Annotated in this window: 14 protein-coding genes; 3 read left to right on the top strand and 11 right to left on the bottom strand. The window is 62.3% G+C overall.

Annotation, left to right across the window (positions count from 1 at the left end; all coding sequences use genetic code 11):
• Positions 1 to 10 precede the first annotated feature (10 nt).
• The 11 genes from KIO74_RS27605 to KIO74_RS27555 all read right to left on the bottom strand — a co-directional run bounded on the left by KIO74_RS27605 (position 11) and on the right by KIO74_RS27555 (position 10,024).
• On the bottom strand, positions 11 to 724 hold the full coding sequence (locus tag KIO74_RS27605) for an aspartate/glutamate racemase family protein (RefSeq protein WP_213338412.1): 714 nt from the start codon (positions 722 to 724) through the stop codon (positions 11 to 13).
• An 8-nt stretch (positions 725 to 732) separates the two neighbouring features.
• On the bottom strand, positions 733 to 2,037 hold the full coding sequence (locus KIO74_RS27600) for a TRAP transporter large permease (RefSeq protein ID WP_213338411.1): 1,305 nt from the start codon (positions 2,035 to 2,037) through the stop codon (positions 733 to 735).
• The gene (locus KIO74_RS27595; RefSeq protein WP_213338409.1) at positions 2,034 to 2,654 is read right to left on the bottom strand and encodes a TRAP transporter small permease subunit; all 621 of its coding nucleotides are present in this window, start codon (positions 2,652 to 2,654) and stop codon (positions 2,034 to 2,036) included. The genes KIO74_RS27600 and KIO74_RS27595 overlap by 4 nt, the downstream gene beginning before the upstream one ends.
• A gap of 24 nt (positions 2,655 to 2,678) precedes the next feature.
• Positions 2,679 to 3,710, bottom strand: coding sequence for a TRAP transporter substrate-binding protein (locus tag KIO74_RS27590; protein WP_213338407.1), 1,032 nt, complete (start codon positions 3,708 to 3,710; stop codon positions 2,679 to 2,681).
• A 251-nt stretch (positions 3,711 to 3,961) separates the two neighbouring features.
• Positions 3,962 to 4,804, bottom strand: coding sequence for a MurR/RpiR family transcriptional regulator (locus tag KIO74_RS27585; RefSeq protein WP_213338406.1), 843 nt, complete (start codon positions 4,802 to 4,804; stop codon positions 3,962 to 3,964).
• 358 nt (positions 4,805 to 5,162) lie between these two features.
• Positions 5,163 to 5,522 carry a cupin domain-containing protein gene (locus tag KIO74_RS27580; RefSeq protein WP_213338404.1) on the bottom strand — a complete coding sequence of 120 codons (360 nt, stop codon included), beginning with the start codon at positions 5,520 to 5,522 and terminating at the stop codon, positions 5,163 to 5,165.
• 11 nt (positions 5,523 to 5,533) lie between these two features.
• Positions 5,534 to 6,304 (bottom strand): 2-dehydro-3-deoxy-D-gluconate 5-dehydrogenase KduD, encoded by a 771-nt coding sequence (gene kduD / locus KIO74_RS27575; protein WP_213338401.1) that lies wholly within the window; start codon positions 6,302 to 6,304, stop codon positions 5,534 to 5,536.
• Complete coding sequence (gene kduI / locus KIO74_RS27570; protein WP_213338400.1) at positions 6,304 to 7,140, bottom strand: 5-dehydro-4-deoxy-D-glucuronate isomerase; 837 nt, start codon at positions 7,138 to 7,140, stop codon at positions 6,304 to 6,306. Before kduI ends, kduD begins: the two co-directional genes overlap by 1 nt.
• Before the next feature lie 10 nt (positions 7,141 to 7,150).
• Positions 7,151 to 8,431, bottom strand: a complete 1,281-nt coding sequence (locus KIO74_RS27565; RefSeq protein WP_213338392.1) for a TRAP transporter large permease — start codon at positions 8,429 to 8,431, stop codon at positions 7,151 to 7,153.
• Positions 8,432 to 8,434: 3 nt separating this feature from the next.
• The gene (locus KIO74_RS27560; protein ID WP_213338391.1) at positions 8,435 to 8,968 is read right to left on the bottom strand and encodes a TRAP transporter small permease; all 534 of its coding nucleotides are present in this window, start codon (positions 8,966 to 8,968) and stop codon (positions 8,435 to 8,437) included.
• Positions 8,969 to 9,037: 69 nt separating this feature from the next.
• Positions 9,038 to 10,024, bottom strand: a complete 987-nt coding sequence (locus tag KIO74_RS27555; protein WP_213338390.1) for a TRAP transporter substrate-binding protein — start codon at positions 10,022 to 10,024, stop codon at positions 9,038 to 9,040.
• Between the two features lie 157 nt (positions 10,025 to 10,181).
• Between KIO74_RS27555 and KIO74_RS27550 the strand changes: the two genes are divergently transcribed.
• From KIO74_RS27550 to KIO74_RS27540, 3 genes are all read left to right on the top strand, one after another.
• Complete coding sequence (locus KIO74_RS27550; protein WP_249731498.1) at positions 10,182 to 10,871, top strand: GntR family transcriptional regulator; 690 nt, start codon at positions 10,182 to 10,184, stop codon at positions 10,869 to 10,871.
• 535 nt (positions 10,872 to 11,406) lie between these two features.
• Positions 11,407 to 12,384: a phosphate acetyltransferase gene (locus KIO74_RS27545; protein ID WP_213338388.1), complete on the top strand. Its 978-nt coding sequence runs from the start codon at positions 11,407 to 11,409 to the stop codon at positions 12,382 to 12,384.
• A 1-nt stretch (position 12,385) separates the two neighbouring features.
• A complete protein-coding gene (locus KIO74_RS27540; protein WP_213338387.1) occupies positions 12,386 to 13,588 on the top strand; it encodes an acetate/propionate family kinase in 1,203 nt (400 codons plus the stop codon).
• Positions 13,589 to 13,638 lie beyond the last annotated feature (50 nt).

Raw genomic sequence — 13,638 nt, 5'->3', positions numbered from 1 at the left:
TTGAGCATTCTCATGTCGCGGTAATCTCGTCCTCCTGTCCGAGCGGACAAAGGTTTGCGAACGCCTCCGCCATTTTTACCGCCGCGAGTACGCCGTCGATGATGGGTACATCGGTCTCGTCTTGAAGAAGGTCCGTCCATCCGGTGAGCCCTCCGGAGCCGAGCAGGATGGCTTCCGCGCCATCCTCATGCACGGCAAGGTAGATCGATCGAAGCAGGCATTGGCGCGCGGCGTATCCGCGGTCGGCCGCTTCCGTCACCCCGATACCGGCGGCCCTCACGCTCGCCATGTCGGCCGCGCCATGGCGGCGCAGTTGCTCCCTTATCCCCGGCAGGGCCGCTTCCACCGTGGTCACGACCGCGAAGCGCCGCGCCATCGTCCGCGCCGCCGCAATGCCAGCTTCAACCGCTCCCACCACCGGGGCACGCGTCAAGGCCCGGGCTCGCGATAAACCAATGTCATCGAAAGCTGACAACACGTAGGCGTCATGACGCGTCGCGTGGCTGCCGCGCACTAGGTCCACCACATGCGGCTCGGCCGCCTCCCGGTGCTGCTCGTTTTCGATCGCGAACGGACCCGCACTTGGATTGAGCACGAGCGCGCGCGTCGCCGGACCGATGATCCGTTGGACCGCGGCGCGTATGTTGTCCGTCACCCGCACGTTGGTGTTCGGGTTGATGATCAGGAGGCTCGTCGCGCGAGCCGCCTGCCCGACTGTCCCCATATCACCCATCATCGCCCCGCCAGCATGTCGGGCAACCACATGACGAGCTGCGGGAAGGCGATGAGGAGAATGGTGAACAGCATCATCACCGCGACATAAGGCCAGGAGCCGCGCGTCACATCCGAATAGCTGCCGCCATCGGTGCGCACGCCGTGCACGACGAACAGATTCATGCCCACGGGCGGCGTGATGAGCGCGATCTCGCACATGATGACGATGAAGATGCCGAACCAGATGGGGTCAATGCCAGCCGCCACTACGACTGGAATGACGATCGGCACGGTGAGCACCAGCATGGACATGGCATCCATGAAAGTCCCCAGCAGCACATAGAACACCAGCAGCACCAGCAACAGCGAGAACTGTGTCAGGTCAAATGCGGCGATCCATTGCGTCATCGCCTGCGCCGCGCCTGTCATGGAGATCGTCACGTTGAGCAGCAGTGAGCACACCAGCACGATGATCACCATGCCGCTCGTCTTGGCGGACTGGATTGAGCAGTTGATCAACAGGTCCCAGGTCAACCTGCCGTTCAGCGCGACGAAACCCAGCGCCATCATGACGCCGATGGCAGCCGACTCCGTCGGCGTGGCGAGGCCGCCATAGATCGACCCCATCACCACGCCGAAGATCACGAGCGGCGGAATGAGGTATTTGCCGAGCGCCAGCTTCTGGCGCAATGGCATGTCTATGAGTTCGGTTGCCTGTGCGCCGGCCTTGCCGTGGAAGATGAAGATGTAGATCGAGAAGCTGAGCGCCAGCAGAAGGCCGGGTATAACGCCGCCCGCGAAGAGCTGGCCGACAGAGGTGTTCGCCAGCGAGCCATAGACCAGGAGATTCACGCTGGGCGGAATGAGAATGCCGAGCGTACCGCCCGCCGCCAGCGAGCCGAGGGCAGGCGACATCGGGTATTTGTACTGCTGCAATGCCGGAAGGGCGATGGTGCCGACGGTAGCGGCGGTCGCCACAGACGAGCCGGATGTCGCCGAGAAGAGCGTGCAGGTGGCAATGTTCGTGTGCAGCAGCCCGCCCGGCAGACGCGCCAGCCACACCGCCATGGCATCATACATCCGGTCGGCGATGCCCCCGCGCAGGAGGAGTTCGCCGAGCAGCATGAACAGGGGAATGGCTAGGATCGCGGGGCTGTTGACGCTGGACCAGATCACCCCGCCCATCATGTCGACGAGCGGCATGCCGTACATCAGGTAACCACCATAGGCCCCTACGGCGATGATGGTGACGGCCACCGGAATGCTGAGGAACATCAGCAGCAGCATGACCGCGAAACCGGCCCCTACAATGGCGATGCTCATCGTGTTGCTCCTTCCTGAACGAGAGGCTCGTCGGAAGCGAGCATCTCCCGATGGGCGGCCTTCTCGCGTTTCTTCAGATCGTCCAGCTCGGCCTGCAACTCCTCCTCGGGCGTTGCCGGACCAAAGCGGCGCATCAGGGAGCGCCAGTCGCCGCGCATCATGAGGCGTAGCGCCTGGACGGTCAGGATAATCGCCGCGATCGGAAAGGTCACACTGGCGAGTAGCCAGACCATCTGCGGGTAGATCAGCGGCGTCGCCCAGGGTGTCGGCGCGATCGACTGATACTGATAGGTATCGATCACTGTCTCTATGGTAAAAAAGAAGAAATAGCCCGCCAGAACGGCCATCGAGACCACGGACAACGCGTCAAGCACTGCCTGGACCGGTTTGGAAAACAGCGTCGTCAGCTGATTGATGCGGATATGCGCATTTTCGACGAGTGCGACGGTGAAGGCGAGCGGGGCGGCGACCGCGATTGCGTAGCCGCCCAATTCGTCAATACCTCCCAGCGTGAAGGAGAAGAACTTACGCAACAACGTCTCGGCCGTGATCGCCACGGAGAGAACTATCATCAAGGCCCCGAACAGGATGCCGAGGAAGCGTGAATAGGTTTGCATGGCTCTTCTCCGGGCAAGGCGGGATCAGAGGCCGAGCTGCGAGCCGACGGCCGCGCGCCAGGTTTCCTCGCATTTGGGAGCGACAGTGTTGCACTGCTTGGCCCAGATCGGCAGTGACACCTCGCCGACCGCGGCAGCGACCGCCTTGAGGTCGCTTTCAGAGGGGTCTGCTTGCTTCAGCTTGTAGGAAACACCGCGCTCGCAAGGCTTCGCGCCCGTATTGCAGCGCATGGCGTCCTCATAGAGCGCCTCGGAGAATGCCCAGATGTCCGTCGTGAGTTCGCCGATGGCGGCCGCGAGTTTCTCCTGCTGCTCGGGCGTGAATTTCCTCAGGCTGTTCTTGTTGATGGCGTAGCCGTTGACGGCGAGCTGGAGCGCAACCGGCAGAACAGTCGTCGTGGCCTCGGGCCAGCCGCCTGAATTGGCGGAAGCGGGACCGGTTATGGCGCAGTCAACGACGCCGCGCGCCAGCGACTGCTGCACCTCGCCGAACGGCATGGAAATGCCGGTGGCGCCGAGCTTGGTCACGAAATTGGCGGCGCTCTGGTCGCCCACGCGGACCTTCAGACCCTTGAGGCCGGCAAGGCTCGCCACCTCCGGCTTGCAGAAGATGACCTGGGGCCCCGCGGGCCAGACCCCGAGCAGCTTGGCGTTGAACTGCGCCTGAAGCCGGCTGTCGACAAAAGGCATGAAGGCGGCGATATGCTTCTTGCCCGCGTCGTAGGATGTGTTCAGGCCGACGAGATCAAGGCCGAGCACGGAGGGTTCATCACGGCTGACCTGCGGGCCGCGGATGGACACGATGTCGAACAGACCTGATTTGAGGATACGTAACCCGTCTGTGTCCGGGATGCCGGCGACATCGACGGGCAGATACTCGACCTTGATGTCGAGCCCGGTCTTACTCGCGAGTTTTTCGAAGAAGGGCTGTTCCTTCTGCTGCGCGATGAGGCCGGAGCCTGAGGGCTGGCCGAGCACACGTAACGTAATGGTTTCCGCGCTCGCGGGGGCAATCATGAGAGCGGACAAGGCGGCGAAAATGAACATCCTGGGCATGCGGGTAGCCTTTCGTGGCAATTGAGCGTGTGAAGGGTTCCTGCGTACGCTGTGGAAGCGCCGTCGAGGGCAAAGCCCGCCGCACTTCCTCGACAAAGGGAATACAGATTTCATGCCAGTTTATATGAAACTATGATTTCATATCATTTATCAGTTATTTAGTTAAAAATCTACACTTTGGAGGCCTGTGAAATCCAAGCTCGCGTGACTGAATAATGGCGCCCGGTTTCGGGCAAATGCTCAAAGATCAGTCACAGCTCGTCGAGGGCATCGTTCAGCGTCTCGATCCCTCGCAGTCGCGTGCGGCCGGCGGAAGCCGCTCGTTCTATGCAGCGCGTGGCGAGCAGGTGGCACAGCGCCATCACGGACACATGGCTGAACAGCGGGCCTGGCGCCAACGTCTGGCAGCGCAGGTGCCAGTTCGCGCTGGACAGGAAGTTCTCCCCTTCATCGGTCACGTAGAGCAGCTTGGCCCCACTTTTCTGGATTTGCTCAAGGATCAGCGGCAGCCGCGCGATCCGCCGCCGCAGGCCAAATACGATCACCACATCCTCGGGCCCTATGCTGACCATGTGCTCGCCCAATGTCTGCCCGGCCCCGGGAATGGCGACGATGTTTTCGACCACCTGGGTGAGTTGCCATTGCAGATAACTCGCGAACGAAGCATTCGCGCGAAACCCGACCACCCAGCTCTTGCGCGCGCCGAGGATGGCGTCGGCGATGGCACTGACCTGCGCATCCGTGATGGCGAGAAACGTTGCTTCCAGATTGGCGACGGCCTGAGCCGTATGGGCGGCAACCGATTGCTCAGCGGCGGAATCGACATTTGCGGAGAGGAACAGTCGCGAGCCGGTCTGCTTCTCGGCACGGGCATGGCGCCGTGCCGCCTCATAGTTCTCGTAGCCGAGGCGCTGGACGAAGCGTGAGACCGTCGCCTTCGAAACATGGGCGAGCGCGGCAAGCTCCTGCGCCGAATAGCTGGCAAGTTCGCCTGGAAAATCGCACACGAAGTCCCCAAGCCGGCGTTCGGCCGGATGGAGTGACGGGAGAGCTTGTCGCACACGGGTAAGGAAGGAACGGTCTCTCGACTTCATAGTGACTCGCATGAAACTTCAGTTTCACGAGAGTCATGCAATCCTCCATGGAACACAATAGTCTATCGTTACCTGGAACACGGTAATGCCGTTGGTGATACCTCATGGGGTGGGCGAACGATTCCCCCGCCACCATTCTGCTCAAGCCACACTTCCGACGTTACGGCTCCCCGCGAACGACAGGGTAATGATAGCAGGAGGGGCAAATCGGGGACGTTGCAGCGTTCGTCCGGGGTCTGGTGACGAAGGCGATTAGGGACATTCTCGCCCTGTCCGGATCTGAGGCGAAATCTGATTGTGGCGTTATGTTTTACCCGGGGCATTTCCGGGACAATGCCGAGCGCAACGGATCGGTTAATCAGCCGCGATCATCAGGGAGCATCACGAAATCCCGCCGCATGGGCGTGAAGACATCGACAAGGGTGCCGGCTTGGACATTCACGGCGCCGTGGATCGCATCGGGCGGCACGGTGAAGCTATCGCCGGCGACAAGCCGTTCGGTGTGGCCGGCGATGGTGATGTCGAAGACGCCGGTTTCGACAAGCGAGCACTGGATATGCGGATGGCTGTGCGCGGGGCCGATGGCGCCCGCCTCGAACCGCACGCGCACCATCATGACCTCGTCGCGATAGGTCAGAATCTTGCGCGTCACGCCTTCGCCGGCGGGCTCCCAGGCGAGATCTGCATCACGGGCGAAAGGTTCGTTCTTGCGGTCCATGTTGCTCCCCTTCAGCGTGCGAGCCAGCCACCGTCGACCGGCAGGACGACGCCGTGGACATAGGCGGCGGCATCGGACGCGAGAAAAACGGCCGCCCCGCCGAGCTCCTGCGGCTGGCCCCAATGCCCGGCCGGAATTCGCGCGAGGATCGCGTCATTGCGCTCGGGATCAGCGCGAAGGGCGGCCGTGTTGTTCGTGACGAAATACCCCGGCGCGATCGCGTTGACGTTGATTCCCTTCCCCGCCCATTCACAGGCGAGCAACCGCGTGAGCCCGGCCAGCCCACTCTTCGAGGCTGTGTAGGAGGGGATGCGGATGCCGCCCTGGAAGGATAGCAGCGAGGCGATATTGATGATCTTGCCACCCTTGCCGTCGGCGAGCATGCGCTTCGCAACGCTCTGCGTCAGGAAGAAGGTGGACTTCAGGTTGACGTCCATGACCGCGTCCCAATCGGCCTCGGTGAAGTCGATGGCGTCGGCCCGGCGGATGATGCCGGCATTGTTGACGAGAATGTCGAGCCGCGAGCCATCGGCGTTTGCAGCGGTTTCGGCCTCCTCGACGATACGGCTTATCGGCGCCAACGTAGCGAGGTCGGCCTTGATCTCATGGAAGGGGCGGCCTGTCTCTGCAACCAGCGCCTTCGTCTCGGCCATGCCCGAACGGCCGACCGCGGCGATCCCCGCCCCCGCGGCAGCCAGCGCCACCGCGATAGCCTGACCGAGCCCGGTGTTGGCGCCGGTGACGATGGCGGTGCGCCCACTCAGATCAAACGGTGTTCGCATCAGCGCAGATCTCCCGTCGCAACCATGTCCATGTCGGTATAGTCAACATTGTCGCCGCCCATGCCCCAGATGAAAGAATAGGCCTTGGTGCCGACGCCGGAATGGATCGACCAGCCCGGCGAAAGGATCGCCTGCTCATTGGTGACGACAAGATGGCGGGTCTCCTGCGGCTCGCCCATCAGATGGAAGACGCGGGCATCGGCGGGAAGATCGAAATAGAGGTAGATCTCACAGCGACGGTCATGTGTGTGGGAGGGCATGGTGTTCCATATGCTGCCCTCTTCCAGTGTGGTCACGCCCATGACGAGCTGACAGGTCTCGCAGATGCCGGGGATGATGTACTGGCGGATCGTGCGCCTGTTGGCGGTTTCCTGCTCGCCAAGCGCGAGCGTCTTGGCGTCGGCTTCCCGGATCACGCTGGTCGGATGCACGGCATGCGCGGGCGTCGAGAGCAGGTAGAACTTAGCCGGTTCCGCCGCATCGTCGCTGGCAAACGAGACATCGCCAGCTTCCTTGCCGACGTAAAGCGCGTCGCGCTTGGCGAGCGCGTAATCCTTGCCGTCGACCGAAACCTTGCCGGGAGCGCCGACATTGACGATGCCGAGTTCGCGGCGTTTGAGGAATGCATCGGTGCCGACCGCCTTAGGCGTCGGCAGAACGACCGGCTCAGCCGTCGGCATGGCACCGCCGACCACGACGCGGTCGAGATGGCTGTATGTCAGCTTCACCTCTCCGGGGACGAAGAGCGCCTCGATCAGGAAGTGGCGCCGCAGCTCCGCCGTGTCGAAGCCCCTTACGGTCTCAGGGTGCGAAACCTGGCGAATCTCGATGGTCATGATGTGTCCTTTAGTGGAACAGGCGCGGTAGCCAGAGCGACAGGCCGGGCACATAGGTGACGAGCAGGAGCACCGCGACGCTGGCGCCGTAGAAAGGCCAGATTGTGCGCATGGACTCGCCGATGGAAATCCGGCCGATAGCGCAGGCAACGAACTGCACCGAGCCCACCGGCGGAGTGTTGAGGCCGATGCCGGCGTTAAGGATCAGGATCACGCCGAAATGGATCGGATCGACGCCAAAGGCTTTCACCACCGGCAGGAAGATCGGCGTGCAGATGATGATCATCGGCGCCATGTCCATGAAGGTGCCGAGCACCAGGAGGATCAGGTTGATCATCAGCAGGATGACAATCGGGTTGTCGGAGACCGCCTTCATGGCCGCGATGGTCGCCTGCGGCACCTGCAGGAAGGCCATCAGCCAGCCAAAGGCGCCGGCCGTGCCGATCACCAGCAGCACCATCGCCGTGGTGCGCACCGCACCGAGCGTCGCCTCGACGAAGGCGGTCCAGGTGAGCTGACGGTAGACGATGATGGTGACAAGGATGGCGTAGACCACGGCGACACAGGAGGATTCAGTCGCCGTAAAGACGCCGGAACGGACGCCGCCGAAGATGATACCGATCAGCAGGATGCCGGGGAGCGCCAGCACGACGTAGCGGCCGACGGTGGCGAAGCCGGGGAAGGGCTCGCGCGGATAGCCGCGCTTCACCGCGACCGCCCAGGCGGCAACCATCAGCGCGGCGCAGAGCAACAGGCCAGGCACGACGCCGGCCGTGAACAGATCCGCGATCGAGAGATTGCCCCCTGCCGAGAGCGAGTAGATGATCATGTTGTGCGAGGGCGGGATCAGCAGCGCGATGATCGCCGCGTTCGCTGTGACATTGACAGCGTAGTCGGCGTCGTAGCCGCGCTTCTTCATCTGCGGGATCATCAGCCCGCCAACCGCAGAGGCGTCGGCCACCGCGGAGCCGGAGATGCCGCCGAAGAGCGTGCAGGTCACGACATTGACCTGGCCGAGCCCCCCGCGCAGATGGCCGACAAGGCTCGCCGCCATCTGGATGAGGCGCTCGGCGATGCCGCCACGGATCATCAGGTCGCCAGCATAGATGAAGAACGGGATCGCCATCATGGCGAAGGCGTTCATGCCGGAATTCATCTGCTGGAAGACGACGACGGGCGGCAGGCCCATATAGACGACGGTCGCGACCGAAGCGATGCCGAGGCAGAAGGCGACGGGGACGCCAATGAGCAGCAGAACCGCGAAGACGCCGAACAGAATCCAGAGTTCCATGGATCAGGCCTCCTGGCTTTCGCCGAAATGGACGAAGCCGAGCGGCGCCTGCTGCTGGCTGGTGACGAAGAGCAGGATCTTTTCGAGCGCGAACAGCGCGATCAGCGCGCCGCCCGCCGCAATCGGCACATAGTCCCAGCCACGCGAAATACCGATGATCGGCATCCGGTCGGCCCAGGTGCCGGCCGCGAGCTGCCAGCCATAGCCGAGCATGGCGAGGCCGAAGGCGCAGACGAGGGCCTCGCCCAGCACGATCAGAGCCGCGCGCAAAGGCGGTGGCGACATCACGAGCCCGACCTCGAAACCGAGATGATCGCTCTCACGGACGCCGACGGCTGCGCCAAGCAAGATGAACCAGGACATCAGGAAAAGCGAGCCGGCCTCGACCCAGATCGGTGTGTCGTTGAGGACATAACGGCCGAACACGCCCCAGGCGACCATCATGGTCATCAGGACGAGGCCGATCCCGGCGGCGATCAGCGCGATAAGGCTGAGCTTGGCGTCGAGGCGTGTTAGGAAGGCGGTGAAGGCATGCATGTCATTTGCCCGGGCTGGCAAGGGGCCGAAGGCGCGGCGGCCACCCGGGCCGCCTTGCCTGATCGAGGCTCAGTTCACCGCCTGGATGGCGGCGACCATCTCCTTCAGCTTCGGATCGGTGACAAACTTGTCGTAGACCGGCTTCATCGCGTCGATGAACGGCTTCTTGTCGACCTGATTGATCTGCGCGCCGCCGGCCTTGACCTTGGCCTCGGACGCTTTCTCGCGCGCATCCCAGAGCTCGCGCATCTTGAGCACGGACTCCTTCGCCGCAGCCTTGATCAGCGCTTGGTCGGCGGCGTTGAACTTGTCGAAGCTTTTCTTCGACATTACCAACGCTTCCGGCGAAAGCGAGTGTTCGGTCACCGAATAGAACTTGGCGACCTCGAAATGGCGGGTCGACTCATAGGACGGCCAGTTGTTCTCGGCGCCGTCGATCACGCCGGTCTGAAGTGCGGAATAGACCTCGCCGAAAGGCATAGGAGTGGCATTCGCGCCGAGCGCCGAGACAAGCGCGACGAACATGTCGGACTGCTGGACGCGGATCTTCATGCCTTTCATGTCGGCCGGACTATTGATCGGACGCTTGGAATTGTAGAAGGAGCGCGATCCGGAATCGTAAAGCGCGAGGCCGATCAGGTCGTGTTTCTCAAACTCTTTCAGCAGGTTGTCGCCGATCTGCCCATCCATCGCCTTCCGCATGTGATCGACTGAGCGGAAAATAAACGGAAGGGACGGGACGTTGGTCGCCGGTATCAGATTGTTGAACGGCGCCATGTTGATGCGATTGATGTCGATGACGCCGAAGCGGGTTTGGTCGATCGTGTCTTTCTCCTGGCCGAGTTGGGCGGAGTGAAAGACGTTGATCTTGATACGGCCCTGGCTGCGCTCCTCGAGAAGCTTGCCCATGTAGCGGACAGCCTCGACGGTGGGGTAATCGCTCGGATGGATATCAGCCGAGCGTAGTGTCACGCTCTGGGCGGAGGCTGAGGGCGCGACAGCGACCGAGAATGCGAGCGCTGCCGCGTAGGCAAGGAATGTTCGACGTGTGGTCATGTGGTGTGTCCTCCCATGGATTCGAGCGCCATGCTGCTTCCGGCTTGTTTGCTGGCGCGCCGAACGTAAGCTTGGTGTCCGCGCCCATCGGTTGCGGCATGAATTGTATGGTAGTATGTTGTCGTATGGTAGGCAACAGGCCTTGGAGGTTTTTGATTTGAGCCTTTCGTTGGCGTCTCACGCCCTCGCTCCGGGTGCTTCGGCAGCCGGCCGCGTCGAAGCCGAACTACGCCGGGCGATCGTCGCGCTCGAACTGCCGCCGGGCACACGCCTCTCGGAGCAGGAGATCGCGCTAAAATATGGCGTCTCACGCCAGCCGGTGCGCGAGGCGCTCATCGCGCTTGCGCGGACGCGGCTCGTCGATGTGCAGCCGCAGCGCGGCACGGTCGTCGTCAAATTCTCTGTCCGTAAGATGATGGAGGCTCGCTTCGTGCGCGAGGCGGTCGAGGTCGCGATCGTGCGCGAGGCCTGCGCGGCGTTCTCGCCCCAGAGCCGGCAGCGGATATCCGACCTGCTCGAAGTCCAGGAGAACGCGGCGCGGCGCGACGACCATGACACCTTCCAACGCTATGACGAACTCTTCCATGTCGAGCTGACGGAAGGGGTCGGCATGCCTCTCGCATGGGAAGCCATCCGGGACATCAAGGCTCATATGGATCGTGTCTGCCAACTGACCCTGCCCGGGGCCGAGGTGATGCTGCCGTTGGTGGAGCAGCACCGGAGGATCATGGCCGCGATCGATGCGCAAGATCCGGCACAGGCCGAAAACGCCATGCGCCACCACCTCACAGAGATCCTTCGCGCCCTGCCGAAGACGGAAGCAAATCATCCGGATTTGTTCGAATGAGCGTGTGAGGGCGCCGGGGAATTTCTCGCCCCCTATCCAAAGGACTTGACGCGCGTCCCCTCGCCGCGCGGCGATCACGTGCGAGCTGGCATTGGGTCCATATCGAAACCCATGGCGGCCTCCCATCGATCAAGAGCTTGACATCGCGCGCGGGGTCTTCGAGACCGGACTGACACCAGCCTGGACACGGTTTTGAGGCTGGCTATGCGCGACGACCCTTTGAATCCGCGCGATGTCATCACCGCGGGTCGCTGCGCTTGTCGATATCCCGATTGCCGGGACGATACATCCCACGCACGGCAGCCCACTCACTTGGCGCACGAGGTCGCGCGCCTGCTCGAGCGCAAAGCCCGCCATCACCTCCCGATGGCATCACGCCAGAACTGTCAAATCGATGGCTCAAACGGTCAAGCAACGTGGCCGTCCGAAACTATATCCTCAAGGTGTTAAGCCTTGTTTTATGCTGGTCTTGTGAGCACCGAGCCACTCTGTCTGCCGTCGATGGCAGGCCGTCGTTCATAACGCGGAGGGGAGAATGAGGAATGCCGGTTCCTCGTCAGACGCAGCCTCGCAAGCGCGTTCGCATGAAAGATACGACCGACTTCTGACATCCGCCCGTTCCCTTCCGCCTTTGCGTGTTGCGGTAGCCCATCCCTGCGATGATGCCTCGCTCGGAGCCGTTTTCGAGGCGGCGGAACTCGGCCTGATCGAGCCGCTGCTCGTCGGCCCGACGGCCAGGATCGAAGCGGTGGCGGAGAAGCTCGGGACAAGGGCAAAAGGCCTCGCCATCATCGACGCGCCCCACAGTCATGCATCCGCTGAAAATGCCGTCGAACTGGTCCGCACCGGCAAAGCCCATGCGCTCATGAAAGGGAGCCTGCACACGGACGAGCTCATGGCAGCCGTGGTGCGGCGAGAAACGGGGCTGCGAACATCGCGCAGGATAAGCCATTGCTTCGTGATGGACGTTCCTGGCCACGATCGGGCTTTGATCATCACCGACGCGGCGATCAATATCGCTCCAACGCTCGAGGACAAGGTTCATATCATCCAGAATGCTATTGATCTTGCCCGAGCTCTCGGAGCGGACCCCGTACGCGTGGCCATCCTGTCCGCGATGGAAACCGTCAATCCGAAAGTTCCATCCACAATCGACGCGGCCGCCTTGTGCAAGATGTCTGATCGTGGACAGATCCAGGGCGGTATCCTCGATGGCCCCCTCGCTCTCGACAATGCTATCGATATCGATGCGGCGAAGATCAAGAAAATCGTGTCTCCCGTCGCCGGCCAGGCCAATGTGCTTGTGGTCCCGGACCTCGAGGCAGGCAATATGCTGGCCAAGAGCCTGACCTTCCTGGCCAACGCTGATGGCGCCGGTATCGTGCTTGGAGCCCGCGTCCCAATCATCCTGACAAGTCGGGCGGACACCACGATCGCCCGTCTGGCCTCTTGCGCCGTGGCCTCGCTTTTCGCCAACGCGCAGGGCAATCGCGTGACGATGGGTGAGATCTGACATGATACCCACGCTTGTCGTTCTCAACGCGGGATCGTCGAGCCTGAAGTTCCAGGTTTTCGACATGGTCGACCGCGCGGATCCGGAGCTCGTCTGGAGGGGCCAATACGAAGGGCTCGGTCGCGCTGCCCGGTTCCGCGTGACGCAGAAGTCTGGTGCCCTGCTGGACCAGGCGGAGTGGGCTGCGGAGAGAGGCATAGACCACGAAGGAGCATTGATGCACCTGGTCGCCTGGCTCCAGCAATACCGCAACGAACGCAGTCTGGTGGCGATTGGCCACCGCGTTGTGCATGGTGGCGATGCTTTTGCCGCTCCGGTGCTGGTCAGCGATGAGGTTGTCGCGAAACTCGCGAAGCTCGCTCCCCTTGCCCCCCTGCACCAGCCGCATAATCTGAAGCCCATGGAAGTCGCGCACCGCCGCCTTCCGACGCTACCGCAAGTGGCCTGCTTCGATACCGCTTTCCATCACAGCCAATCCGAGATCGCGACGATGTTCGCTTTACCGAGGACCATGCGTGATCGCGGGGTAAGGCGTTATGGCTTCCATGGCCTTTCGTATGACTACATCGCGTCAGTGTTGAAAGACCACGACCCACGGCTGGCTGCCGGGAAGGTGATCGTGGCGCACCTGGGCAATGGTGCAAGCCTTTGCGCCCTCTCAGGGGGCACGAGCGTCGCCACCACAATGGGCTTCTCAGCTCTTGATGGATTGCCCATGGGAACGCGCTGTGGCGCCATCGACGCCAGCATTGTCTTTTATATGCTTCGCGAGATGGGTTGCACGGCCGATGAGGCCGAGCGAATTCTTTACACGCAGTCTGGGTTGCTCGGCGTCTCCAGCCTGTCGAACGACATGCGCACCTTACGGACCCACGCGCCCTCGAATACAGAGGCGCGGAAAGCAATTGATCTGTTTGTCTATCGTATTCTTCGCGAAACCGGGTCTCTCATCGCGGCGCTCGGCGGTCTCGACGGGCTGGTTTTCACGGCGGGCATTGGCGAGAACGACGCGGCTACGCGTGCCGCCGTCGTCGCCGGCCTCACGTGGGCTGGATTGGAGCTCGACGAGGCAGCTAATTCGACCGGTGGCCCAAAGATCTCGTCAAGCTCATCGGCCTCAGCCTGGGTCATCCCGACCAATGAGGAGCTGGTTATCGCACGACAGACGAGAGATGTAATCAGCGCAGCCACACTCCCACACTAGACCAGGAGAACAATGTCATGGATGCGCCGAACCTGGGCACCCCCGAACTC

This window comes from Chelatococcus sp. HY11 (genome assembly GCF_018398335.1).
Taxonomy (GTDB): domain Bacteria; phylum Pseudomonadota; class Alphaproteobacteria; order Rhizobiales; family Beijerinckiaceae; genus Chelatococcus.
The sequence above is the reverse complement of the archived record's forward strand: the minus strand, read 5'-3'. Positions and strand labels throughout refer to the sequence as shown.